General features: G+C 54.7%; 14 protein-coding genes and 2 tRNA genes. 9 read left to right on the forward strand and 7 right to left on the reverse strand.

What is annotated here, in order from left to right; all coding sequences use genetic code 11:
* The first annotated feature begins 68 nt into the window (after positions 1-68).
* Together M0R30_RS10640 and M0R30_RS10645 are read left to right on the forward strand one after the other, a co-directional pair.
* Positions 69-1,037 carry a methyltransferase domain-containing protein gene (locus M0R30_RS10640; protein WP_292546658.1) on the forward strand — a complete coding sequence of 323 codons (969 nt, stop codon included), beginning with the start codon at positions 69-71 and terminating at the stop codon, positions 1,035-1,037.
* Between the two features lie 75 nt (positions 1,038-1,112).
* Positions 1,113-1,811, forward strand: coding sequence for a tetratricopeptide repeat protein (locus M0R30_RS10645; RefSeq protein WP_292546660.1), 699 nt, complete (start codon positions 1,113-1,115; stop codon positions 1,809-1,811).
* 57 nt (positions 1,812-1,868) lie between these two features.
* Here M0R30_RS10645 and M0R30_RS10650 read toward each other — a convergent pair whose 3' ends face one another.
* Together M0R30_RS10650 and M0R30_RS10655 are read right to left on the reverse strand one after the other, a co-directional pair.
* Entirely contained in the window at positions 1,869-13,289 is an 11,421-nt protein-coding gene (locus M0R30_RS10650; RefSeq protein WP_292546662.1) for a tetratricopeptide repeat protein, read from the reverse strand.
* 229 nt (positions 13,290-13,518) lie between these two features.
* Positions 13,519-14,751, reverse strand: a complete 1,233-nt coding sequence (locus M0R30_RS10655; protein ID WP_292546664.1) for a PLP-dependent aminotransferase family protein — start codon at positions 14,749-14,751, stop codon at positions 13,519-13,521.
* A gap of 170 nt (positions 14,752-14,921) precedes the next feature.
* Here M0R30_RS10655 and M0R30_RS10660 point away from each other — a divergent pair, with 170 nt between their 5' ends.
* From M0R30_RS10660 to M0R30_RS10670, 4 genes are all read left to right on the forward strand, one after another.
* Positions 14,922-15,095, forward strand: coding sequence for a hypothetical protein (locus M0R30_RS10660; protein ID WP_292546666.1), 174 nt, complete (start codon positions 14,922-14,924; stop codon positions 15,093-15,095).
* Between the two features lie 1,103 nt (positions 15,096-16,198).
* Positions 16,199-16,558, forward strand: coding sequence for a zinc ribbon domain-containing protein (locus tag M0R30_RS14785; protein ID WP_366513129.1), 360 nt, complete (start codon positions 16,199-16,201; stop codon positions 16,556-16,558).
* A gap of 42 nt (positions 16,559-16,600) precedes the next feature.
* Positions 16,601-16,855, forward strand: a complete 255-nt coding sequence (locus tag M0R30_RS10665) for a type II toxin-antitoxin system HicB family antitoxin (RefSeq protein WP_292546668.1) — start codon at positions 16,601-16,603, stop codon at positions 16,853-16,855.
* A gap of 236 nt (positions 16,856-17,091) precedes the next feature.
* Positions 17,092-17,706, forward strand: a complete 615-nt coding sequence (locus M0R30_RS10670) for a hypothetical protein (RefSeq protein ID WP_292546670.1) — start codon at positions 17,092-17,094, stop codon at positions 17,704-17,706.
* Positions 17,707-17,746: 40 nt separating this feature from the next.
* Here M0R30_RS10670 and M0R30_RS10675 read toward each other — a convergent pair.
* The 3 genes from M0R30_RS10675 to M0R30_RS10685 form a co-directional block, all read right to left on the reverse strand.
* Positions 17,747-17,820 (reverse strand) — tRNA-Thr (locus M0R30_RS10675).
* 151 nt (positions 17,821-17,971) lie between these two features.
* Positions 17,972-18,682 carry a sugar phosphate isomerase/epimerase family protein gene (locus tag M0R30_RS10680; RefSeq protein WP_292546672.1) on the reverse strand — a complete coding sequence of 237 codons (711 nt, stop codon included), beginning with the start codon at positions 18,680-18,682 and terminating at the stop codon, positions 17,972-17,974.
* Between the two features lie 80 nt (positions 18,683-18,762).
* A complete protein-coding gene (locus M0R30_RS10685; RefSeq protein ID WP_292546674.1) occupies positions 18,763-19,815 on the reverse strand; it encodes a mechanosensitive ion channel domain-containing protein in 1,053 nt (350 codons plus the stop codon).
* 47 nt (positions 19,816-19,862) lie between these two features.
* Between M0R30_RS10685 and hypD the strand changes: the two genes are divergently transcribed.
* A complete protein-coding gene (gene hypD, locus M0R30_RS10690; protein WP_292546676.1) occupies positions 19,863-20,891 on the forward strand; it encodes a hydrogenase formation protein HypD in 1,029 nt (342 codons plus the stop codon).
* A gap of 45 nt (positions 20,892-20,936) precedes the next feature.
* Here the strand turns inward: hypD and M0R30_RS10695 are convergent, their stop codons facing one another.
* Both M0R30_RS10695 and M0R30_RS10700 read right to left on the reverse strand, forming a co-directional pair.
* Positions 20,937-22,235 (reverse strand): response regulator, encoded by a 1,299-nt coding sequence (locus tag M0R30_RS10695; RefSeq protein ID WP_292546678.1) that lies wholly within the window; start codon positions 22,233-22,235, stop codon positions 20,937-20,939.
* Positions 22,236-22,237: 2 nt separating this feature from the next.
* Entirely contained in the window at positions 22,238-23,356 is a 1,119-nt protein-coding gene (locus M0R30_RS10700; RefSeq protein ID WP_292546680.1) for a carboxypeptidase regulatory-like domain-containing protein, read from the reverse strand.
* A gap of 435 nt (positions 23,357-23,791) precedes the next feature.
* Between M0R30_RS10700 and M0R30_RS10705 the strand changes: the two genes are divergently transcribed.
* Both M0R30_RS10705 and M0R30_RS10710 read left to right on the forward strand, forming a co-directional pair.
* Positions 23,792-23,863: transfer RNA gene (locus M0R30_RS10705), tRNA-Arg, on the forward strand.
* Between the two features lie 1,335 nt (positions 23,864-25,198).
* Entirely contained in the window at positions 25,199-25,783 is a 585-nt protein-coding gene (locus M0R30_RS10710) for a TATA-box-binding protein (protein WP_292546682.1), read from the forward strand.
* Positions 25,784-25,980: the final 197 nt, after the last annotated feature.

The following is a 25,980-nucleotide window of genomic DNA, read 5'->3' on the forward strand; positions in this document are numbered from 1 at the left end:
CCCCTCCCCCACTTTTTTACATTTGTTCTGGCACACCTATTTGTGCGCCCGGATACCATCTGATCAGGATGAAGCTGCTCTTTGAGCTCTCGGGAGAGAATGCAACCCTCCCGTTCGCGGAGCTCGAATGTATCGGGACCGTGACTGACCAGCGGTTGCAGGTCGCAGTAGCCGACTGCCCTGACCCGGAGGCAGCAGAGCGCCTTGCCATGACACAGGTCGTGCTTGAATACCTCGGGGAGTGCGAGCCCGATCTCACGGCATTCCGCGATCTGCTCAAAGGCCTTGCACTGGAAACGGATGTGGCCTTTGCCGGCAGGGCAAAAAAGGTCCACGGGGGGTGCCATGAACGAAACCCGGCATCGCAGCGGGAGTTCGAGCGACTGATCGGCACGATGATCTCCGGTCCCGTCTCGCTCAATTCTCCGGAGGTCGAGTACCGGGCAATCCTCTCGGAAGACCGGTGCTATTTTGGCAGGGTCATCTACACGATCAACAGGGCAGCATACGATACCCGGAACCCCGGCAAGCGCGACTTCTTCCACCCGGGGGTCATGATGCCGCGGATGGCACGGACCCTTGTGAATATTGCATGCACCCGCCCGGGCGATAGTGTGCTTGACCCGTTCTGCGGGACCGGGGGTATTCTTATCGAGGCCGAGCTGCTCGGCATGCACACGATTGGCAGCGACTTCGACCCGTTCATGATCGGCGGGAGCCTGCAGAATGCAAAGGAAACGGACTTTCTCATGGGGGATGCCACATCCCTCCCGTTCCGGGACCATTCGGTTGACAGCGTTGTCACGGACTTCCCGTACGGCCAGTCGGTCTGCATCCGCAAGAGCGATACGATGGACCAACTCTATGGCGATGCCCTTCTCGAGATCCGGCGCGTGCTCCGGCCCGGGCGCCGTGCGGTTGTTGTCACCCACCGGGACATTTCCGGCATTGCAGCGCAGCACATGACCGTGCTGCAGCAGCACGACCAGCGCGTCCATAAAAGCCTGACACGCAGGATCCTGGTCTTAACGCACTAAGCCGGGCAATTGTCTACCGGGCACAAGGAAAAGAATTCTTTATTCCCCTTTCACACCAGATATTATCCGGTTGATATGAGCATACGATTCCCGGTACATCTGTCGATAATCACGATTGTTTTCCTGCTTCTATTCTGTACTCCGGCCCTTGCCTATTCCGGCGATGCGACCGGATGGTACGCACAGGGAAATGCGTTCCTTGCATCAGGGAATACTTCCGATGCAGTCGCGGCATACGATCAGGCGATCAGCCTTGAACCGGGGTACTTCGATGCATGGGACGCCAAAGCGGACGCACTCAACCGAGACGGCCGGTTCTCCGATGCACTGGACGCATCGACCCGGGCCGTGGAGATCAATCCCAATTATGTCCAGGGCTGGATCAACCGGGGCCAGATCCTCTATAACCTCGGGTATGTGTACGAAGACCAGATGAACGACCCGGCCCGGGCGAACGAATACTATACCCAGCAGGTCCTCGCATTCGAAAAGGCGATCGCACTCGATCCCGCCAATGCCGATGCCTGGTTCAACAAGGGATATGCCCTTGCCGGCATGAAGCAGTACGATGAGGCGATCGCTGCGTTCGACAAGGTGAAAGAACTCAACCCCGATTACCCGAAGATCGACAAGAACAGGCAGATTGCCCGGCAGCTCAGGGATGCGACCGCACCGGATTATATGAAGTATACCCCGGTGTTTGTCGGCATTGCCGCGATCATCATCGGCCTTGTGTTCTGGTTCGTGTACCTGCGGGAAAAAGAAGAGGAATAATTTTTACAAGGATCGGAAAAACGCAGATAACAGTATCAAAAGCGGAACGGGAACCCCTTACCTTCCCTTCTCGTAACAGATCTTTGCTTCCTCGGGTTTGCCGATCTTGTCAAGGACATCCCCGATATCGTTCCAACACTCCTTGCGCCCGGGATCGATCTCCAGCGCCCGCTTGAATGCAGCGAGGGCGTCCTGGAACATGCCCATCTCCTGGAGCGCCCGGCCCTTGTGGATCCAGGCATCGACGAACTCCGGCTGAATATGGAGCATCGCATCGAACGCCTCCACGGCGTCTTCATTCCGGCCGAGCGCAATCAGGGCACTGCCCCGGGTAAAGTACGCGATGGAGAACGTTGGATCGATCAGCAGGGCACGGTCATAAAACTCGATGGCTTCATCGTATTTCTGCCGGGCCGACAGGGCCATCCCCTGCCGTGTCAGTGCCTCGGTATTTTCCGGGTCCAGTGCAAGCCCGCTCTCGTACGCCCTTTCCGCATCCGGATATTTGCCGAGATCATACATGACATTCCCTTTTCCCATCCACGCCTCGACAAGGTTCGGATCCAGCTCGATCGCCTTGTCAAAGGCCTCGATCGCGTCCCGGTTCATCCCGAGCTCGGCGAGGGAAACGCCCTTGTGGGCAAATACCGGCGGGAGGTGCTCGATCTCCAGTGCACGGTCATAGGACCCGATCGCCTCGCGGTATTGTTCGAGGGCTGCATAGGCCAGTCCCTTCTGGTCATGGATCACGGCCATCCGCGGCATGATCTCCAGCGCATGGTCGAATGCCGTGATCGCCGCATCGTAACTCACCAGTTCAACGAGTGCACGACCTTTCCAGAAGAGTGCCTGCCAGCAGGAGGGGTTGATATCGATCGCCTGGTCAAACGCAGTGGCTGCTGCCGTCGGGTTCACAAGGGCAAGGAGCGCCCGGCCTTTTTCGTACAGGGCACCCGCATTCCCGGGGGTGAGCGCGAGGACCTGGTCGAAGGAGGAAATGGCATCCTTGTATTTTCCGGTGTGGAGCTGGGACCTCCCGCGTTCGTAGATCGCCTCGGCGTATTCATGCTGGATACCCAGTGCCGCGTTGAACGCAGTTATCGACTCATCATACCGCTCGATGCGGGCGAGGGCAACACCCTTGTGGAAGTAGGCCTCCGCGTAGCGGTTGTTGTTTGCAAGGGCCAGGTCGAAAGACGGGATCGCGTCCTCGTACTGTTTCTGTTCAAGGAGGGCACGGCCCTTGTAATAGTATGCTTCGGGATAATCCGGCTGGTGGATGAGCGCCTGGTCGAATGCACCGACCGCCTCATCCGCACGATGCACCTTTATCAGGGCAATGCCCCGGAAGAGGTAGGCAGCGGCATAGGACGGGTTGAGGGAAAGGGCGTGCCCGTAATCCTGGATTGCCAGGTCGAACAAGTCGAGGCTGGCGCGTGAGATCCCGCGGTACAGCCAAGCTTCCGCAAACCCGTCATTCTCCGAGATCGCCCGGTCATACGCGATGACAGCCTCGTTGTTCATGGAGAGCATCGCGAGTGCCCGGCCCTTCTGGTAATACGCTTCTGCACAGTGAGGATGCTGCGCCAGCGCTGCCTCGAAATTCCTGATGGCTTCGTGATATTTCCCGAGCCTTAATAAGGAAAAGCCAAGGGAATAACTGGCACGTGCATCCTTTGGGTTGATGCCAAGGGCTTTGTTGAAGAAACTGACCGCGTCATGGTCCCTGCCAAGAGCGGATACGGCCCTTCCCTTTCCCGTCCAGATATGGGCGAAATTGGGGCGGATCTTCAGGGCCTTGTCAAAGGCCTGGATCGCATCGTCGTACTGCGAGAGTTTTGCCAGCGCTGCTCCCTTGTGGTACAGGGCATCCACATTCTTTGGCTGGAGGGAAAGAGCATTATCGAACGCGATCACCGCCTCCTGGAACATGCCCATATGGCACAGGGACCGTCCCTTGTCGTAATATGCCGACATGTAATCCGGCCGGATCTCCAAAGCCCTGTTGAATGCCTCGATCGCATCCTCGTACCCGTTCGATGCATAAATCGCACTTCCCTTGAGATACCAGGCATCGGCATTGGACGGGTCAATCTCGAGCGTCCGGATATAAGATTCAACGGCATCGTTGTGCCGGCCCAGCGCGGAAAGCGCTTTGCCCCGGTGGAGCCATGCATCGATCGATTCCGGGAAGATCCCGATCACGTTATCGAAGGCCTCGATCGCGTCCTGGGACCTTCCGGTCTGGAAGAGGGAAAGCCCCTTATGGTACGAGGCCTGCCAGTTGTCGGAGTCGAGGTCGATGTTCTTGTTGAAGGCGATGATCGCCTCGTCATGCCGGCCAAGGCTCGCAAGGGCAAGACCTTTGTGGTAATACACGCCGGCATAGTTCCCGTCGATGCTGAGCACCTTATCGAATGTTTTGGCCGCCTCGCGGAACATCCCCAGCGCTGACAGGGCCCGGCCCTTGTCGTACAACGCTTCCGTATACGTGGGGTCGATCTCCAGTGCACGGTCAAAGATCTTGATGGCCTCCTCGTTCTTCCCCATCTTCACAAGAGCTGCACCTTTGAAATGGAGGGACGGGATGTGCATGGGCTGGACCGCAAGTGCATTATTGTAGGCATCGACTGCCTCCTTTGGCATTTCGAGGCTGTCGAATGAACGGGCCCTCGCAAAGAGGGCATCGAAATAGTCCGGCCGGATGCGGACCGCCTGGTTGAATGCATGGATGGCATCGTCATGACGGTTGAGCCGGGACAGGGCCATGCCCTGTTCGAACCATGCCTTGTCATTATCCGGTGTCAGGGTCAGCAGGTGATGGTATGATTCGACCGCTTCCTCAAACTTATCAAGGGCGACATACGATGCAGCACGGTGATACATCGCGTCGTGGTCCCCCGGGTCAGACCGGAGTACCGTATTGAAGGCATGTATCGCATCGCCATACCGTTTCAGGTTATAGAGGGCATGCCCTTTCGCATGCCATGCTTCGGTATGCTGCGGAGAGTGCCCGATGATCCTGTCAAACGACTCAATGGCACGGTCATAGGATCCCAGTGCAGAGAGTGCACGCCCTTTTCCGAGATATGCATCCATATCGTCCGGACGCTGTTCGAGCACATGGTCGAATGCGGGCACGGCCTCATCGAAATTCCCAAGACGCATATAGGACTGGCTCAGGTGATACCATGCATCCGTGAGGGTTGCGTCAAGGTCAAGGGTGGCAGAGAGCGTGGATGCCGCTTCAGGAAACCGGTCAAGGTGGAAGAGTGCCAGTCCTTTATGGTAGAGGGCAGGGACATACGAAGCATTGATCGAGAGCGTTGCATCGAATGCCGTGAGCGCTTCCCTGTACTGGGTAAGCCGCTCGAACGCGAGCCCCTTGTCGTAAAAGGCGTTGATGAAGTGCGGATCGATCGCGGTCGTGTTCTCGAATGCCTGGATTGCATCGCGGTCACGGTCGAGGTGCACCAGGGCAACGCCCTTGTCATACCACGCGTTGGCATATTTTCGGTTGATCGCGATGGCGTGGTCATAGGATGCAACCGCTTCTTCATACCGGCCCAGCTCCGACAGCGCAATGGCACGGTCATACCACCCGTTTGCATTCTTCGGATCCAGGTCAAGGGCATGGGTCAGGGCATCGATGGCCGGTTCAAACTGGCCGAGCGAGAGGAGCGAACTGCCCTTCCTGAGCCAGGCTCCCCCGCAATGGTCATCGGCCCCGAGCACCTGGTCAAAACAGGGGACTGCGTCCTGGTACCGTGCCAGATCGGTGAGCGACCGGCCTTTCAGGTACCAGGGAACCGGGTTCTCCGGGGTGAGGGCAATGGCACGGTCAAAGGATTCCAGGGTCTCCTCAAACCGGCCCAGGTCGTACAGGGTACTGCCACGGAGCACCCAGACATCGGCATTGTTGTTTTCGAGTTCCAGTGCACGGTCGACCGACTGGAGTGCCTCATCGAACCGCGACAGTCGTGCCAGGGAACGTCCCTTCTGGTACAGGACCTGCGAATTGTTCGGCTCCACTTCCAGCATCTTGTCAAACGCCCTGAGGGCGTTCTCATATTTACCGAGCCCGAAGTAGGAAAGACCGGTCTGGTATACGGCATCGACGATCGAAGTATCGTGGGTGAGGGCCTGTTTGTAGGAGCGTATCGCCTTCTCGTATTTCCCCAGGGCCTGGAGGGCAAGTCCCTTGTAGTAATGAGCCTGGTAAAAATCCGGGGCATGTTCAAGGGCATAATCGAAGGATGCGATAGCATCTGTGTATTTCCCGAGCCGTGAGAATGCACGCCCCCTCAGGTATGCGGCATCATACCAGGTGGAATCGAGTTCAAGGGTACGGGTAAACGCAAGTATTGCCTCCTCATCCCTGCCGAGTTCCGTTAATGCCTGCCCGCGGCTGAACACGGCCTGCACGGATTTCGGGTCATACTCAATAGTTTTATCAAATGCTTCAACAGCAGAGGAATAATCCGCGAGCTTTGTGAGGCAGACACCCTTGTCGAGCCAAGCGGCTGCATCTTCCGGCGCGAGACCCAGGGTCCTGGTGAAGGATTCCAGTGCATCCTGCCACCGTCCAACCTGCATGAGGGAGTTCCCGCGGTAATACCAGAGTTCCCGGGTATTCAGCCCCATGGACACGGCCCGGTCAAAGGCTGCGACGGCATCCTCATGGCGGCTGATAATTGCCAGTACCAGCCCTTTCTGGTACGCGGCATCCTGCATATCCGGTTGCAGTTCAAGAGTACGATCGAAGGCAGGAAGGGCATCTTCGTATTTTTTCAGCGCGTTCAGTTCACGTGCCTTATTGTACCATGCGACAGCACAGGTACCTTCGGACACGATCGCCTTCTCGAATGCTGCAAGGGCTTCCTCGTGAAGGTTCTGTGCAGAAAGGGCAACGCCCTTGTAATACCAGGCAGTGGCGTTTTTCTTGTCGAGAGTGATCAGCTTCTCGAACATCGCATGGGCATCATCCCACCGGCTGAGGCGGAGATATGCCTTCCCCCGGAAGAGGAGGGCTGCCGGGTTCTGGGGTTTTCGTTTCAACGATTTGCCCAGCGATTCCACTGCCTCCTTATACCGGGCAAGGCGGTACAGGGAGTGTCCCTTGCATGCAAGGAGCTCCGGGTTTGCGGTATCGTTCTCCAGCGCCCGGTCCAGTTCAATGACCGAGTCCTCGTACCGGGAAAGTTTTACCAGGGAGATCCCCCGGCCCCGGTGTGCCCGCACATTTTCCGGATCCTGTGCGATCACCCCGTCAAACGAGGAGATGGCCTCCGCATAACGGTTGAGGAGCAGCAGGGATTCGCCTTTTGCCAGGAGAGAACGCGGGTCCTGCGGGTCGAGGGCAAGTGCCCGGTCTGCCGAAGCGATCACTGCTTCATACCGTTCAAGCCTGAACAGGCAGAGCGCCTGCTCGGTATGGACCCTTGCCGTGTTCAGGCCAAGCTCGATGCAGCGGCTGAACGCTTCGAGAGCGTCCTCGTACCGGTCGAGGTGGGTGAGGGAAAGACCCTTCTCGAACAGGACCTCGGCAACATCCGGCTTAACCCCCAGGAAGCCATCAAACGCTTCTACGGCTGTCGCGAATTTTTCAAGCATGACAAGTGCCCTGCCCTTCTCCTGCCATGCTTCGGCATTGGACGGGTTGATCTCGATGACCCGGGTAAATGCAGCAACCGCATCGTCATACTCGTGGAGGAGCATCTGGGCAAAACCCTTGTACAGGAATGCCCGTTCGCAGTCCGGGGAGATCCGGTTGACTTTTGCGTATGCGGCGATCGCTTCCTTGTAGGAAGCAAGATGATCGCGTGCCCGTGCCAGCCCGTAGAGTGCGGAGAGGTCCTTGGGATGGACGGCCAGCACCTGTTCAAAGGCCGTCGCCGCTTCACGGTACCTCCCGAGTGCGGCAAGGGTCCGGCCATTCTCCAGGAAGGCCTCGGTAAAGTCCGGCATCAGCCGGTTGGCTTCATCAAATGACGCTGCGGCTTCGGGCAGGCGTTTCAGGCGGAACAGGCCAACGCCCTTGTAATAGTAGGCTTCCCCGAACTCAGGGACCAGCCGGATGGCCTGGTCGAATGCCGCCACCGCATCTTCATCATTCCCGAGGCTGATCTGCGCCCGCCCCTTGTAGAACCAGGTATGGGGGTTCTCTGTCTCGATCTCAAGGGCATTGTTGTACGAGAGCACCGCTTCAGAGAACCGTTCAACGGCAAACAGGCAGAACCCCCGGATCAGCCAGGCATTGGCAATTTTCGGGTTGGTATCCAGGGTTTTTGTCAGGATCTCGATCGCGTCGGTGAATTTTCCCAGCTCGGCAAAGGCCAGTCCCTTGTGGTAGAGCGCGTCCTTGTTGCCGGGATCGATCTCCAGGGCCTGCGAGAACGCGGACGCTGCCTCTTCCTGTTTCCCGAGGACCGCAAGCGCAAGACCCTTCTGGTACAGGGAGTCTGCTTTCAGGGGATCGATGCTGAATGCTGCATCGAACGATTCGATCGCATCCTCATGGTTCTCGAGACGGACCAGTGCGAGCCCTTTCTGGTAATGGATTGCTGCGTCATCCGGGGTGATCTCGAGGGCGATGTTAAAGGACATGATCGCCTCTTCGAACATCCCGATCTCGGCAAGGGCAATCCCTTTCTGGTAGAACGCCGGGGTGTAGCTGGGTATCAGGGCAAGGACACGGTCGAACGCTTCCACTGCTTCGAGATACTTTTCCAGGTGTGCCAGCGCGAGCCCGCGTTCATAATGGATCATGGCATCGGAAGGATCCAGCTCGATCGAGTGGTCGAATGCCGGGACTGCATCGGAAAACCGTTCGAGGTCGGAAAGGGCCGTGCCTTTGCTGTGCCAGGCCTCGGGAGATCCGGGCCGGATACTGATCGCTCTTTCGGCTGCTGACAGGGCATCCTCATACCTGCCGAGGTCGTGCAGGGCGAACGACTTGCAGAGTGCCGCATCGGCAAGGGCCGGATCGGATTCGAGGGCCTGGTCGAATGCATCGACGGACTCCTGGTAGCGGCCGAGTTCATAGAGTGCGAGCCCGCGCTGGTGATGGGCGGGGGCATACCGGGGCGTGAGGGAGATACAGAGGTCCAGGACCTGGATGGCATCGTTCTGCCGTTCCATCCGCATGAGGGCAAGGCCATGGTGATAGAAGGCCATCGCGTTTGCGGGGTCGAGTGTCTCGGTACGCTCGAATTCAACAACAGACTCCGCAGGATGTGACCGTTCCAGGAACGAGAGACCGGCATGATAATGCGCTTCGGCAGAGTTCGGGTCAAGCCTGATCGCAAGAGAGTATTCTTCCAGCGCCTCGTCGTGCTGGGAGAGGTCGGAAAGGGCCCGTGCCTTGTAATAATGGGCCTGGAAATTATTTGCATTCTCTATAATTGCCTTGTCAAAATCGTGAATTGCGTCCCGGAATTTTCCAAGGTTGTAGAGGGCAATGCCTTTCCTCAGGCGTGCATCGGTATATTTGGGTTTCAGCTGGAGGGTCTTGTCAAAGGCAAAGACCGCGTCGCTGTGCCGGCCAAGGTCCCCGTAGGCCTTCCCCTTGTGATAGAACGCAAGGGCATTCTCCGGGTCGTAGATGAGGGCCTTGTCAAAGGATTCCAGCGCGTCTTCGAACCTGCCGGTCTTTTCGAGCGCGATACCGCGGTTGAAATGCCCGGGTGCATTGCTCGTGTCTTTTGCCAGGTTCTTGTCGAATGCCTCAAGGGCTTCAGGATATTTTCCGGTCTTTAAGAGCGCAAGGCCGAGATAATAGAAGGCCTCCGTGTAGGATGCTTCGATCTCGATTGCCCGGTTCAGGGATACGATCGCATCCGGGTACCGGCCGATCTCGATCATGGACCTGCCTTTGTTGTACCATGCCGGTGCAAATGCCGGGAGGATGGCGATGGTCTTCTCGAAACTGGCGGTCGCGTCCCGGTGGTCCCCCAGCTTTGCGAGCGACAGCCCCTTGTGGAACTGCGCATCGCCGTTCTTTGAGTCGATCTCGAGCAGGATCTCGAAGACGTGGATCGCGCCCTCGAACCGGTTCACTTTCTCCAGTGCCAGGCCCTTGTAGTAGAATGCCTCGATACTCCGCTGGTTCAGGGCGATTGCGCTGTCAAAGGCATCGATCGCGTCCTGGTACCGGCCCATGTCAAAGAGTGCCCGGCCGTTCTTGATCCAGCCAGCCTCGTTGTCAGGTTCGATCTTCAGTGATTTTGAATAGGCAAGGATCGCATCATCCGTCCTGCCGATCTGGTTGAGCGCATCGCCCTTGCGCATCCAGATGTCATAGAGCGCCGGGTTGATCTCGAGCGCCCGGGTGTATGCGCTGATCGCATCGGGGATCTTGCCGAGATCGTATAACACGGTCCCTTTCCGCACCCATCCTTCGGCAAGGTTAGAATTGATCTCCAGCGCTTTTGTGTAAGCGTTGATGGCCTCCAGTTCCCGGGACTGGCCGGACAGGGCATCTCCCTTCTGCATCCAGACATCGATGAGCGTCGGGTTGAGCGAGAGGATACGGTCATCGGTCTCGATCACCTCGGGGTACCGCTCAAGGATGAAGAGTGATTTGGCCTTGCAGATCATTGCTTCGATCAGCGAGGGGTTTACCGCAAGGCTCTGGTCAAGCAGCGGGATTGCCTCTTCATGGCGCGAGACCGCTGCAAGCGCAATACCCTGGTACATGTAGCCGTCGGAAAGCGTTGGATCGAGCTGTGTCGCCTGCGCGAGAGCGGAGATCGCGTTCTCGAACTGCTTTGACTGGAGATAGGCAAGCCCCATGTAATAATACGACAGTGCATTTTCCGGTTCAATGGCGAGGGCACTGGAAAAAGCCTTTACGGCATCGTCGTACCGTTCCCGCTGGATCAGCGCGATTCCCTTGAAGTGGTAGGCCTGCGCATTCGAAGTATCGAGGGAAAGGGCACTGTCGAATGCCCGGATCGCATCATCGTACCGTTCACGCCCGGCATATGCGATCCCCAGGTAGTAGAAACCGGATGCATTCTCCGGTTCAACCGCAAGGGCGCTCTCGAATGCGATGATCGCATCGTCGTACCGCTCCCGCTGGGCGAGGGCCACACCCTTATGGTAGAGGATCCTGGGATCGTCCGGGGAGAGGTCCAGCGCCTGGTCATAGGATACCACGGCCTCGAGGGGTTTTCCCAGTTTCAGGAGCGCATTCCCTTTCTCAAAATATGCCCGCGGGCATTTCCGCGTGATCTCGAGGGTCTTGTCAAATGAACGGACGGCCTCATCGTATCGTTCCAGCGCAGAGAGTGCCAGTCCCTTGTAGCACCAGGCATACAGGTCACGGGGATTGTCGTCAAGCGCCCGGTTCAGGACCGTGATCGATTCGTCGTACTTCCCGAGGGAATAAAGGGCAATGCCCTTCCGCATCGAGGCCTCGCTCAGCTTCGGGTTGAGACCCAGTGATTTGTCGAACGCGGCGATTGCATCCTCGAGCCGCCCGAGATGGGCAAGGGCAATCCCCATAAACAGCCAGCCGTCCGTGAGCGCCGGGTTCTGTTCAAGGGCTTCCTCGAATGCATTGGCCGATTCCTGGTAATGCAGCAGGTTGAACAGCGCGAGGGCCTTCTCGTAGTGGGCATTGGTGTTCTGCGGGGATATCGCAAGGACCGCGTCGAATGCGGTCACGGCCTCCGTGAACCGGTTGAGCCGGGAGAGGGTCAGGCCCCGGTGGAAGAGCGCGAGCGTATGGGACGGGTCGATCTCCGCGGCCCGTTCGAATGCCGCGATCGCGTCTTCGTTCCTGCCAAGCTGGACAAGGACGAGTCCGCCCTGGTAATGGGCGTTGATATATTTGGGGTTGATGGCAACGGCCCTGCCGAACGCGTCCAGCGCCTGCTCGTATCGCCCGAGCTTGATGAGTGCCGTCCCCTTGTCGTAGAATGCCTGCGAGTAGGTGGGGCGGAGCTCTATGCTTCGGTCAAAGGATTCGATCGCTTCTTCGAACTTCCCGACTTTTATGAGCTGCAGGCCTTTCTGGTGGAATGCCTGCGCATTGTTCGGGTCGAACGCCACGGTACGGTCGAATTCCTGGACCGCGTCCTCGTTTCTCCCGAGCTTGGCGAGGGCAAACCCTTTGTGATAGAGGGCATCGGAAAAACCGGGATTGATCTGCAGGGCCCGGTTATAGGCATCGACCGCTTCGGTGAACCGGCCAAGGCTGGCATACGAGATCCCTTCCTGGAAGGCAGCCGATGCGCACCCGGCGTCCCGCTGGAGTGCGTCCTCGAACGCTTCGATCGCTTCCTTGTGCCGGCCGAGGCGTGTGAAGGCAATGCCCCGGAAGTAATGCGACCCGGCATGGTCCGGGTCGAGTGCGAGCCTGCGGGTGAACGAGTCAAGCGCCTCTTCGTACCGGCTCAGGTTGATGCAGGCAACACCACGGCGGTACCAGGCTTCCTCATTGTCGGGTTCAAGATTCGTTGCCTGGTCGAAATCCAGGACCGCTTCCCGGTATTGTTTCAACCGGAACCAGGCAAGCCCCCGCTGGAATATGGCGTTCGTATTCCCGGGCTGTACCTCAAGGGTCTTCGTGAATGACTCCGCCGCATCCTCGAACCGTTCGATCCGGACTTCAGAAAGCCCGAGGTAGTACCAGGCATCGGAAAGATCGGGGTTCAGGTCGGTTGCCTGGTGCAGGGCATAGACGGCATCCACGTACATCCCGATCTTAAAGAGCGACATCCCCTTGATCGCCCAGATGTCGGCATGACCGGGCTCGTGCTGGAGGAAATTTTCCGCGGACTGCACCGCATCTTCGTGCCGCTCCTGCTTTGCAAGGATAAAACTCCGGTAATACCAGACCCAGATATCGTCCGGATCGAGTTCCAGCGCCCGGTCGAACGCGGCCAGGGCCTCGTCATATTTGCCGACATCGTAGAGGGAGATCCCCTTGTTGTAATACGCACGTGAGTATTCAGGAACGATCTCGATCGCCTTGTTGTACGCGAAGATCGCTTCCTGGTGCCGGCCAAGGTCCGCAAGCGCAATCCCCTTGTTGTAGAACACTTTCGCGTGGCGGGAGTCCACCATCAGCGCATGGTCGTAAGCACCGATCGCGTCCTGGAACCGGCCCAGTTCATACAGCGCGATCCCCTTGAGGATCCAGGCCTCGGCATTATCGTATTTTATGGAGAGGAGGCGGTCGCAGGCAACGAGGGCCTCTTCGTTCCGGCCGATCTGGGCAAGGGTTGCGGCTTTGTTATACCATGCATTGGGATCGGTTGGTTCTATCTCTACGGCCTGGTCGTAGGCCTCGATCGCTTCTTCAAATTTTCCCAGGTCGTACAGCGCGATGCCCTTGAAGTAATAGGCTTTTGCAAGCCGGGGATACAATGCAAGTCCCCGGTCGAACATGACAATGGCTTCCTGGAACCGGCCAAGATCATAGAGTTCAATGCCCTGCCGCAACAATGCTTCTGCATCACTCTTGTTCATGGAATCTGTTACCTCGTGTTGAAATGCCGGGGAGTATCGTGGATTTTTTCCAGTCCTGCTGTCGATGGATCCATCTGCCATAGAGGTTTTATAAAGACCGCATATACCCTTTCCGGTACAGTCTTTTGCAACCTGTACAGATACTACAGCTGTCTATTGGTACTATTTTTATACTCAATCCGTATTAAGAACGGTTGGTTAAAAAGAGGGGAGGGGGGGAGCCCGGTGCTCAGTGCCGGTCCAGCTGCCGGATGACCCGGGACAGCCGTTCCACGCCGGTGCGGACCTTCTCCGGTGTCGAGTTGGAGAAATTGAGCCGAAGGGTGTTGGTGCCGCCCCCGTCAGTATAGAACGGTATGCCGGGCAGGACGGCGACCTGTTCTTTCAGGGCATGTTCGAACACGTCCATGGAGGAGATGCCGTCCGGCAGGGTGACCCAGACAAACATCCCGCCCCGGGGTTGTGTACAGGTGACCGATGCCGGCATCAGCTCCTTAATCAGGCTGACCATGAGGGTGCACTGGTCCCGGTACCGGGCACGGATGACCCGGATCTTTGCATCGATGTCCACCGTGCAGAGGTACTCGTACGCGATCCGCTGGGAGAGGTAATTCGAGTGGAGGTCCGAGGCCTGTTTTGCAATCACCAGCTGTTCCATGATCGCGGGGGGAGCAACCACCCATCCCATCCGCATGCCCGGTGCAAGGATCTTTGAGAACGACCCGGTGATGATCGCCTGTTCCGGCAGGTACTGACGGAACGAGGGCAGGGAGACCCCGTCAAAGTTCAGTTCGCCGTACGCATCGTCTTCGACAACAAGCGTGCCCCGTTCTGCGAATATCTCCGCGAGCTCTTTTCGCCGTTCTTCTGTATAGGTCACCCCGGAGGGGTTCTGGGAATTCGGGACACCGTAGAACAACCGGACCGGGTAGTGGTCGAGCTCATGCGCCAGCATCGCCGGGTCCGGCCCGTCCTCGTGCAGGATGACCGGATGGAAGACGGGTTCATAGAGCGAAAATGCCTGGATAGCGCCGAGATACCCGGGCCGTTCGATGGCTACATGGTCGCCGGCGCTGATGAGGACTTTTCCGATCAGGTCAAGGCATTGCTGCGAGCCGTTCGTGATCAGGATCTCATCGGGAGATATGTCCAGCCCGAGGCGTTTTTTGTACCGGTCGGCAATGAACTGGCGGAGCGGGCGGTACCCTTCGGTAGTGGAATACTGCAGTGCAACTTTCCCGTCCTGTGCAAGTACATCTGCGGCGGCCCGGGCTACGCCCCCGACATCGATGAGCTCCGGGTTCGGGAGGCCCCCGGCAAAGGAGATGATCCGGGGGTCTTCGGTCACCTTGAGGATTTCACGGATGAATGACTTGGGCGTCTTTGCCATCCGGGATGCAAACGTGTACTTTCGGCCGCCGGATGTTTTTGCCCCGGCCGGTAACGGTGTCTGCTGGCTCATGGTTCACCTGATTTGTCCTGATCAGTTTGGGGAGGAATCTCCATAAAGTGATCCCTCCAGCGGGAGGCGCCAGTGAGATCTTATGGACCGCGGTGCAGCAAGCTGGACGGTTTACACTTTCACCCCCCTCATGCCCTGCCTTTTTAGTTCCGGCAATTCTTTTCACTGGTATGATGGACGTGGCAGCACAGGAAAATTCAACAGGCTATGACTTCCGGCACCTTGACCGGATACGGGAAAAATTCCATGAAGTGTTTGGCAGCGAATGTACGTTACGCGACGAGACGCTCGTGCAGCGGTACACCATTGCGCCCGATGGCGAACTGATTATGTTCGTGCGGTAACTCCGGTTCCCGCCATAAACGGGGGTGTCTGGGAAAACCTCTCCCGTTTCGTTTCACGTGCTCCAGGAGCGAAAAAATTTCCCGGGCGCTGTTCGAAGAAAGCCACCCGGCTTTCTTCTCAAGCTCCTACTGCCGTTCCGGCAGTAGTCGCTTATCCAAAAGGCACCAATTAGACGTTTTTTGGAGGCTGAAATGCTCCCAAAATGCACAAAATAACGATGATTCAGCCGTATCTTAAAATCACTGCTCTATAATTCGCAAAAAAACGCGAGTATCAGAAAGTCGGTTTTTCAAAATGAGCCCGGATCCGAAAATGGAGCGTTTTACGAGGAGATAATTTTCAGAGGGATTGTAAGTCCCGGTCACTGACGGTAACGAGAGAGTGTGTAATCAGGATCAAGGACCGTGCTATAGTATCGATCGCGAAAAGATACTTTTGACTTAAGGGGACCTGAACCCTCGTTCCAACCCATCCGGCCCCACAGCAACCCCGGATCGATACTTCCAGGAATGCTCCGACCGGCCTGTTTCGGGGGTTATTGAGGAAAGTGTCCCGGAAAAACCCTGTACAGCGTTCTGCCGTGAAACTGGCTGTTTTCCAAGGAGAAAAACCGGCCTGTTTAGACCCTGTTTCCTTTGAGGATAGGTAGTTGCTATGGGATTCAGCACGTGGGTGGGTGGGGATGAAGAAATCCTGATTTAGGATATTGTCTTTCATGTTCCGGATCCGGGGCAGCATCGCGAAAATTTTCTTAAAAAAAATTTAATTTTTTTCAAAATTTTTTATACGGATTGTGAGACTATGAAAAAAATTGTAGGAAAATTTTGTTGGCAAGTTCACACTGAGCGATGCTTTACGCGCAAAAGGTCTCCCGACTGCTCGAAGAACCATTTGGGTTCTTCTCGTGCCTCATCTCTGATGAGATTCGACATTTGGCTACGCATTTACCGGTTCTCTTGGCATGATCCAGAACCTTGCCCAGCCGCGACCCGACGAGGCGTCGCGGCGACTCCGCGCGAAGCGAGGGGGGGGGGGAGAACTCGTAAAAAAACGCACGTAAGTCCAAAGAAAATATTATCATCTCAAAATTTAACGAAAAATTATGTATTGTCAAAAATGCGGGAAAGAGAACTCCGATGATAATAAATTTTGTAAAGAATGCGGAGCTTCTTTGATCCAAATAAATTCATCCACTTCATCTTCATATCGTATTTCTCCCGAACCATTCGGGATTATTATTGGTATAGCAATAATTCTTGCAATGTATGCAATTCCATTAGTGCCAGTTTCTTTATTTTTCTCTCAAGGTACTTACATATCATTGGCTAAGGCTATCGAAATATGTTCATCTCCCTTGTATAAATGTCCAAGTGTAAATCTTTCATTATGGTTTTACGCTGGATGGTTATGTGCCATTTTTTTTATTTTTATTAGCGTGTTTAATAAAACGAAAATAAATTAGTACGTATTGTTAAGCAGGTCTCAAAAAAACGGAGGTGAGATAATGGTTTCACTAACCATCATTATTGAACAGGGAAAAAAGAATTTTTCCGCATATTGCCTGGAACTTCCGGGTGTCATTGCAACCGGCAAAACTGAAGAAAGCATATTCGAAAACATGAAGGGGGCAATTAACTTTCATCTTGAAGGAATGCGAAAGAAAAATCAGTCTCTACCCTCTCCCATGCCAAAAACAAGAAAAATCCAGATCCCTAAAAAAATGTTTGAAAAATCCGATTATCACGAAATACCCGCATAATTTTTTAGTCGCTCACCATCTTTCCACAGTCCGGAAACATCCAGAAACCGGTACGAACCGATCATTATCTCTTTTATTACGCCGTTCCATCATGACCGTGCGATCTTTATGGCTGGCAGAGATAGGTCTTGATGTCCATAAGTTGTATACAACGTATGTGTGATCAAATCCCGTGGTCTTACCGATAAATCCATCATATCGAAATAATTATCATGCCGGGATATAACCGGAGAAATATGAAAAATTTTTCTCTTTTTCTCCTTGGATTGATATGCATTGCAGTAGTGATTGCGGCTGGATGCACAGGAGTATCGAATACCCCGACAGTAACCACGATGCAGACAGCAGCCCAGACAACCATTCCCCCCACCCCAATGATTGCTCCAACCGTTGTCATTGTGACCACACAGACCACGATCCCGACAACAGATATTGCGGCTACTGACCCGATTCTTCATCGGTATATACGGCAATACTCCGATACAATAACAAATGGGCAAAAAACAGGTTATGAATTCAGATTCTACCCGGGAGGAATTTTAAACTATCGCGAGGGGACAACGTCAATGGTTTCTGACAATATTAAGATAGATACCGTTACCGGGGAAGCATCCGGTACATGGAAGAATATGGGAAATATGACGTATCTGATCATGTACCTCCCAACGGGTGTGAATGGGGCTCAGATCATCCGGCAATATACCTTGGTGCCAGCGCACGAAGAGAAAGAGTATCCCGGTGTTATAATCAAAGAACACATAGAAAGTTCTTACGAGACCGATCAAATCAACAAAGGTCAACAGAGGAGTTCGAATATAATGTATTATCCGGAACGGGCAAAAATCGATTAATTTTTTTAGAGAATAGAAATTCGAAGGATAGGAATTTTCAAGCCTATGCCGAGATTTGAACTCGGGACTTCCTCCTTACCAAGGAGGCACACTGCCGGGCTGTGTCACATAGGCACGTATACAACCGACGAAAGAGATTCCGTTGCGGGTTGCCTAACTACGTTGTGAGTAATCCCTATAAAACATTGCGGAGATAAACCGGGAAAAACCCGTAAATCCTGCCTTGTTCATACGTGAGGGAGGATATGGTTTTATAATCCGGCCATCAGAGCGCGTTCAGCCGTTCGATGCTTTTCACGACCCCGTCAAACGTCGCCACTTCAATAATCGGCTCGACACCGGAGTTCCGGACGGTCTTCATCACCGTTTCAAAATCGATCGTCCCGTCACCTACCGCCCAGTGGGAGTCCTCCTTTCCGGCATTGTCGTGGAGATGGTAATGCGCAGCCGGGTGCCCGAGGAACCGGTCAAGGCACCCCATCTGGTGCGCATGTCCGACATCGAGCGCGAACGGCGCATTCCCGATAAGCGGCAGTTCTTCGGGAGACTTCAGAAGAAAATATTCCCAGTTCCCCATGTTCTCGATAAAGAACCGGACCGAATATTCTTTGGAGATCTTCTCCAGCTCGCCGATAGAGCGGACCAGCTGCTGCTCGGATTTTTCCCGTTCCTCGGCCCAGGCATAGTATCCCGGGTGAACCACCACACCTGCGCCAACCTCCGACGCAATTTTCATGCACTGGGCCATCACCTCAACACTTGCCCGACGGATGGTCTCCAGCCGGCTCGCGATATTTGTCCCCCGGCTGGGGGCATGGATCGAGAAGTGGTGATCGTAGGACCGGAGCGCCTCAGCGGATTCGAGATAGTGGAGCCCCTCGTCCATCACCTCGATCCGGTCGGTGACAGCGGAAATCTTCTCAAGCGCATCGGCAAGGGGAAGCTGGTGCAGGCAGAAGGTTGAGACCCCGAACATGATGAGTGGTCGTTGCTCAACGGACTTAAACGTGTCCTATGGTGTAAAAAAATTCTAAAAAAAAGAATGTGAGATACGGGTTATTTTTTCATGTGGACGTCCATCTGGGGGAACGGGATCTCGATACCCTCTGCCTCAAACCGTTCGGCAATGCGGATATTGATATCGTCCTTGATCTCATCGGGAGTATTATATTTCCGTGCCCAGACCCGGAGAATAAAGTTCAGGCTGGACTCGGCAAATTCGGTGAAGAAGACCGTGGGGGCCGGGTCATCGAGAAGGTAATTGGTCTTCTTGATCGATTCACGGGCAACTTCAAGGAGGATCTGCTTGACCCGCCGGGGATCAGTGCCATAGGCAACGCTCACCGGGATCGTGAACCGCAGTTTCTCGTCAGGTTCGGAATAGTTGATGATCACATTCGACGTGATGGTGCTGTTGGGAATCGTCACGATCTGGTAATCGAGGGTCTGGATACGGGTGCTGCGGGTGCCCACCGAGATCACGTTCCCGTAATTGTCATTGATCTTGACCCGGTCGCCGACCTTGAACGGCTTGTCGACCTTGATTATAGCGCCACCGAAGAAGTTGGAGATGAAGTCCTGTGCAGCGAGCGCTACTGCGATACCGACAATGCCCGCACCGGCAAGGAACGGTGTGATATCAATCTCGAAGACATTGAGCACCGCCATGATCGCAGCGAACCAGATAACGTATTTGACCACCAGTTCCAGGAGGTCGATGAGACGGTCGTCCAGGTCAGTATCGGACTTCCCCGCCAGGAAACGCCCGTACGTGGTGATGATGTCATGGAGAAGGGAAGAGATGATCCAGGCGCTGATGAGAATATAGAACGACGTCACATATGCAGGATTGAGGAGAAACTGTGCATTCTCCGGCACGATGTTGAATGTGGTGATGGCTACGTAAACCGAGATGACAACGATTGTGATCTGGACCGGAAAGCCCAGCGCGGCGATGATGATATCATCCCATTTCGTCTCCGTGGTTTCAGCCTTTGCCTCCAGCCACTTGACAAACGTCCGGACGAAAAACGCGATGATGATCCCGACGAGTATCGTGAGTGCTGCGTAGATGTAGTTCGGTTCGAATCCTGATAGTTCGAGCGCCATACACGTATACTTATGTGACTGAACGGTAAATACTTTTGAGACTTCTTATGGCGACGGGCAAAGAGATTGCGGACAGCTTGCACGAACTGGTGGACCGCGACATGACCTTCATGCACATCTGCGGCACGCACGAGGCGGCGATCGCACGGACCGGCCTGCGCAGCCTGCTCCCGGAGCAGCTGAAGATCGTAATGGGACCCGGCTGCCCGGTCTGTATCACGCCGCAGGGCGAGATCGATGCGGCACTCGACCTCGTGGAGAAGGACTGCATCATCGCCACCTACGGGGACCTGCTCCGGGTGCCCGGATCAAAAGGGTCCATGGAGTCCTGCGGGGGGGATATCCGCGTGGTGCAGGGTGTCCACAAGGCGGTCGAGATCGCCCGGAAGACCGACAGGGAAGTGGTCTTCATCTCGGTAGGTTTCGAGACCACCGCCCCGACCGTTGCCGCAACGCTCCTCACAACGCCACCGGAAAATTTCTCCATCCTCTCCTGCCACCGCGTTGTCCCGCCCGCGATGAAGTGGCTGCTCGAGCAGGGCGAGGCAAAACTGCACGGCTTCATGCTCCCCGGCCATGTCTGTGCGATCATGGGCTATGAAGAGTACGAGGTTTTTCCCGTACCGCAGGTCGTTGCCGGGTTCGAAGCAGAAGACATCCTGCTCGGCCTTCTCATGCTTGTGAAGCAGGTCAGGGAAGGGACGCACCGGGTGGACAATGCCTATCCCCGGGTGGTCACCCGCGAAGGAAATATCAAGGCAAAGAAGCTGATGTACGAGGTCTTTGAGCCGTCCGATGTCGAGTGGCGCGGCTTTCCTGTCATCCCGGGTTCAGGCCTCCGGCTTAAAAAGGAGTTCGGGCAGTACGATGCGCAGAAGAAGTTCGGGATCGAGTTCAAACACATCTCCAAGCACTCGGCATGCAGCTGTGACAAGATCCTGCGGGGGCTTGCAAATCCCTCTGACTGCAAGCTCTTCGGGAAGGTCTGCACGCCACGGACCCCGGTCGGGCCATGCATGGTCAGCCACGAGGGCGCCTGCAGGATCTGGCACCAGTACCACATGAAGAAAGCCTGAACAATCCCCCGGCACTTTTTAAAAATATTTTTTTAATGCGTCTCATTACCAGCCAAGCTCCGGAAACCCTTTGGACCGGAACACGGAGTTGATCTCCTGCCGTAATTGTTCGGCACGTCTCTCCCGGTCCCGTGTCTTCACGTTGATGTAATCGACGACAAGCATATCATCGAGGGTATCCAGGTCCAGGTCCGCCACGACGGGTACTGCCATAGGTACGTTCAGGATACCGAGGAGCTTCTTATCGACCGTGATGCGACGGGAGAGTTTGGCCAGCTCGCAGAATTTATCCTTATCGACCCCGGCCTTCCGGGCCAGGGCAAGGGTCACTTCCAGCTGCTTTTTTCTCTCAAGAATGCTGTTGATCGCGGCGTAGAGCTCATCCAGCTGGAAGGGTTTCATGAGATAATCATCGATACAGATATGGTACTGTTTTGCCAATTCCGGCGTGAGCTGGCGGCCGGTGAGCATCAGGACAGGGATTGTCCGGGATGCCGGGCCCTTCTTGATCTGCCCAAGGGTCTGCCACCCGTCCATCGGGCTCATGCCTACATCAAGGAGTATCAGGTCGGGGATTTGTTTTTTAATGAGATCAAGGCATTCCCTCCCGCTGGATGCCGTACGGGGGGCATAGCCTTCCATCCGGAGAAGCTCGGCAATGGCCTCGACCATATCAGGATCGTCATCAACGATCAGGACATCCTGTTTCTCAGGCACCAGTACTTTTGTCCTGCGGCGGATGGTCAGGATCGCCAAACCTGCTGCAATAAAGACAGAAGCAGAGAACAGCGTGGCAAGCACAAGGTACAGGCTGGTGTCGGGAGTTGCGGTTTTTACCGGTGCTGCCCGGACAAGGCAGTCCGGATCACCGGCATAATCGGCACAGAAGACATTGACCGACGGCCTGAGATCTGCTGTTACGAGAAGGGTCCCGTCACGCATATCGGTTAAGGTGAATTGTTCCATATCCTGTTCATAGGGGGCGGTGATGAACATGTCGCTGTACGCCGGCTGTTCAGTATAGCCGATCAGGCTGTCTCCGCCTGGGTCTCCCAGGATATCGCCATAGGCCCGACCCGGCTCCTGTACTGAAAATGACTGCAGTTCGTTTCCGCCCGGGCCCAGGATCTTCCCCGCCAAATCGCCGGTCCGGATCTTCAGGTTGGGGGCTTTCCCGTACCTGACTTCCATCGATGATACGGAATACCGGCCGTCATCGTACGTAAGCTTGATCTGCAGGATTTTGTCAAACTCTGGTACGGGCTGCTCAGCCGCTGATACTCCGCACGAGCATACGAGAACACCCAGGCAGAGCGCCAGGCAGCAGATCCAGACAGTCTTCATGATCATCCACCCGCCTGTGATATCACGTGACTGATGCGCTGCGTTGCTGCTTCACCATATTTGCCCCTGTACCCGTTCGCCATGATATCCGGCATGGGATCCCACTGCCAGTAGTTCTGGATGCAGCTGGCTGAAGAGAGGGATGCCTTTTTCTGGATCTGCCGGCACTGGCCGGGATCGCGCTGGTTTGCCCGGGCTGAGGACTGGCACGACTCGAGCGAGGCCCAGACATTCGCATTGGGATCGTTCTGGTAATAATAGGTGTTGCCGCAGTAGGTATCGACCAGCTCGAATACCGCGTGACCGGTCTCGTGCTGGATCAGCGTCAGCTGGTCTGCGGGGGCCTTCATCAGGTTGCGCCCCGGCCCGAAGTTCTGGCTGCATCCGGTTGGCTGGCAGGACGTGTTTGAATAGATGCCATAATACTTTGGGTACAGGATGACGGTCACGTCCGCAAACGTGACCTCATTCCAGTAACTCTCGGGAATGGTGCCGGCACACCCGGAGAATGCATCGGCAGGTGCCGCCGGGTCATAATAATAATAGAAATTGAACCGGCTCGCGTAGCCGGAGGGAAGGGCCTCCGAAGGGGACGTTACCTTGTCCAGGTCCAGGTACGTGGAACGGATCACCTTCATCACATCCTCCCGGAACCGGGTTTCATTGGTAAGATAGAGGGGTGTTGCGATCTTGGCATGATCGGTACAACTATACGAGGTTGACGAAGGATAAAAAACCACATTAATTGCATCTGCCGATGCCCCGTTCCCGTTCAGCGATACCAGGGACCCCTGCGAGATCTCAATGTTAAGTGTCTGTTCATCTGGATACGAGAACTTTTTTGTCACTTCCTTAAAACCCGGCCGGGTTACCCGCACCGTATGTGTTCCCTGCGTGACATCCGGCAGGGTCATGTTCCCGGATGACAAAGATGTGGTCCCCTTGTATGCGCCGTCCAGGTAGATCAGGGCGTTACCCAGGACTTCCTTAGTCCGGGCATCATTGACAACCACCGTCAGGGAGCCGGGATCCGAAAGAGCTGAAACCGTCCACGTAAGCGAGAGGATAAGGAGGAGGAGGAGGATCCCGCTTATTTTTTCGTGTCCTGAAAGAGGGGTCATAGGATCAGTGAGAATGTATAAGTACAGGTGTACTGTCGATCGTATAGTATTACTTTTATGACACGGTATATAGAATATTCCCTTTGCCTGACATTCCATTCCGGGAAATTATAACAGATTTGCGCAGAAATCAGGGCCAGACATGGGAGATTATAAAAAATCCGGGCGGGCCTATGCATTGCGAAATGGCGACCGGGGACACGACAGTATCGGTCGTGTGAAAAAAGTGTGCCGGTACCTGTGCTGCGCTATCATCAGAATTTTTCCCCCATTCTTTCCGCCATCCGAGAGCTTTAATACGCAATGAGGTGTTGTTAATATGGAACCGTGAACCCCCGCACTCCGGTGCTGTCTCCCTCGTCATAACCGCATGTGTTTCATGCAAAGGTGTTATGCGTGCCGGAACAGCAGTGCACAGGACACGGCGAATGTGTTGCCTCGGTAGGGTAGTGGACATCCTAGAAGCCTCCGGAGCTTTTGACCCGGGTTCAAGTCCCGGCCGAGGCGCTTCGATTTTCGTAGACGAGTCTTTTCTCAAATTATTAAAAAAAAAGTATTACTGTACAATTGTCGATCACGGTAAATACGTAACGCAATACCAGATGTGGCGTTTTGCTCGTCTCACTCGCTATAACTGTTCGCCTTATCGTCAACCTAGAACTTTTAATTTTTTCCAGTTGCATTTTGCTTATTATGAGCCTCCCTACCCCATTCTGGGGTCTGACGAAGGAAGACGAGAAGATTTTCAAAGAAAATCTTTGAAGTCGCTCGGGGGTCTCGCCGACCCTTCGCTGGGCAAGGGACTTGATCACGCAAGCATACCGGTAAGTGCGTAGCGTAAAATGTCGAGTCTCTTCAGAGTCGAGACAGGAGAATCTCGAATGTCGTTAGACATGAGAGAGGAGAATGCTTCAGGTCATCAGACCTGACACATGAGAAGACTGAAAGTCTTCGAAGATCGCAGGTCTTCAACCTAATGCCGCAGCATTCTTCGAATCGGTGAAGATTTTCACTCCTGAACCGCGAGAAAAGTGCACCGGCACTTTTCGAGTCCCGCGAGCCGTTTTGCGCGTCAGGCATCGCAATAGTTCCGGCCCAACAAAAAAAGAGACTGGATATTCAACAAAAGTTTGACCAAAATTTTCATCGCGATCCTGATCGTTATCTGAAAAATTATTCCGGATCAACCGGCCTCTGGCCGAAATTTTCCGGCAGAACCCGGGTCGCGTATCAGCCCACCGTTATTTATCATAGTTTTTCCCTAAAACCGTCATTTCTCCGACGTCCGACAGGTCATCAGACCTGGAGGATAAGAAGAAACCCGCAGGTTTCTTCGTCGTAAAATCGCGATCCCCGTTTACAGGGTCATAGAGCCCCTCCGGACCCTGACTTGGAACCCGGAACGTGCCAAACCCGTTCCACATCCCATTCTGCCTCCCATTAGCGTCTATTAGCGGCTGTATTTACGGACGTTACGATTCACACCTGAAAAACGGGAATTTTTCCGTGGATTTGTCCTGTAATTACGCCCGTGTTTTTTCCGAATTTGTCCTGTTGACCCACCGGAATGAGGTAACCGGAGCCCGCAAAAGGCCCGGTTTTGCCCACCCCCAAAACCGGGGATCTCCCCGGGAGATGGGGGTCCCGGAAAGGCCCACTTCATGATATCCTGTTTTCAGGGTATCGCACACATCCTTCCTGATAATTACAGAAAAAAAACCGGAAAATTTTTTTTTTCAAATTCCGTGAATGAAAAAATAATCGTAATGAAAGAATGGTCCCGCCCCCGCTTTCACCGGCGATAAGTTAGAGATATATAGGTACTTCTGCCCATTTTATTGCATGAAAGAGAGCGGGAACACTTCATTAAAGATCGAAAATATCGTCGCTGCCGGGACGATTGCGGATGCGATCGATCTGGAATTCATTGCAACCAGTATAACGGACTGCACATTCACCAAAAAGAAGTTTCCCGGTGCGGTATACCATATGCAAAACCCGAAATCCGCTGCACTCATTTTTGCATCAGGCAGGATCGTTCTCACGGGACTCCACCGGGCCGAAGATATTGAAACCGCATTACAAAACCTTCTGAAAAAAATCCGGGAGGCCGGAATCACCTGCCTTGACGATGCGACGTGCGCGGTCACCAATATTGTCTGCACCTATAACATCGGGTTCCCCCTCAACCTGGTCAGGATCGTGGCAGCGCTGATGGATCACGAGCGGGTCGAGTATGAGCCGGAGGCCTTTCCGGGACTTGTCTGCCGTATCTCTGAGCCCAGGATCGTATTCCTTCTCTTCTCATCGGGAAAGATTGTCATCACCGGTGGAAAGAATATGGACGATGTCAAAACCGGACTCAACGTCCTCATGGAAAAACTCAGTGTTGTTGACCCCAAAATAACGAGAATTAAAAATTTTTAAAAGACGAGCAACTTTTCATTTTTTACCGTCACCAGCGTGACGAAAAACGCAGAGAAAAAAATAAAAAATATGCTCTGTTGAAATCCTCATCCAAAAATGGTTGTACCGACGACCAAAAGATCTAAGGTACAATGTCTCCTTTTCTTGAGTGTGAAATCAAATAGAAAGGAGACACTTAAGAAATCAGCGAGCCGGAA

The sequence above is a fragment of the Methanoregula sp. genome, assembly GCF_023227875.1.
GTDB lineage: Archaea > Halobacteriota > Methanomicrobia > Methanomicrobiales > Methanospirillaceae > Methanoregula.

Coding starts and splice junctions, on each gene's coding strand:
- M0R30_RS10695 (WP_292546678.1), bottom strand. CDS start 22,235: ATGAAGACTGTCTGGATCTGCTGCCTGGCGCTCTGCCTGGGTGTTCTC.
- M0R30_RS10680 (WP_292546672.1), bottom strand. CDS start 18,682: ATGTTCGGGGTCTCAACCTTCTGCCTGCACCAGCTTCCCCTTGCCGAT.
- M0R30_RS10655 (WP_292546664.1), bottom strand. CDS start 14,751: ATGAGCCAGCAGACACCGTTACCGGCCGGGGCAAAAACATCCGGCGGC.
- M0R30_RS10665 (WP_292546668.1), top strand. CDS start 16,601: ATGGTTTCACTAACCATCATTATTGAACAGGGAAAAAAGAATTTTTCC.
- M0R30_RS10710 (WP_292546682.1), top strand. CDS start 25,199: ATGAAAGAGAGCGGGAACACTTCATTAAAGATCGAAAATATCGTCGCT.
- M0R30_RS10640 (WP_292546658.1), top strand. CDS start 69: ATGAAGCTGCTCTTTGAGCTCTCGGGAGAGAATGCAACCCTCCCGTTC.
- M0R30_RS10670 (WP_292546670.1), top strand. CDS start 17,092: ATGAAAAATTTTTCTCTTTTTCTCCTTGGATTGATATGCATTGCAGTA.
- M0R30_RS14785 (WP_366513129.1), top strand. CDS start 16,199: ATGTATTGTCAAAAATGCGGGAAAGAGAACTCCGATGATAATAAATTT.
- M0R30_RS10645 (WP_292546660.1), top strand. CDS start 1,113: ATGAGCATACGATTCCCGGTACATCTGTCGATAATCACGATTGTTTTC.
- M0R30_RS10700 (WP_292546680.1), bottom strand. CDS start 23,356: ATGACCCCTCTTTCAGGACACGAAAAAATAAGCGGGATCCTCCTCCTC.
- M0R30_RS10660 (WP_292546666.1), top strand. CDS start 14,922: ATGATGGACGTGGCAGCACAGGAAAATTCAACAGGCTATGACTTCCGG.
- M0R30_RS10685 (WP_292546674.1), bottom strand. CDS start 19,815: ATGGCGCTCGAACTATCAGGATTCGAACCGAACTACATCTACGCAGCA.
- M0R30_RS10650 (WP_292546662.1), bottom strand. CDS start 13,289: ATGAACAAGAGTGATGCAGAAGCATTGTTGCGGCAGGGCATTGAACTC.
- hypD (WP_292546676.1), top strand. CDS start 19,863: ATGGCGACGGGCAAAGAGATTGCGGACAGCTTGCACGAACTGGTGGAC.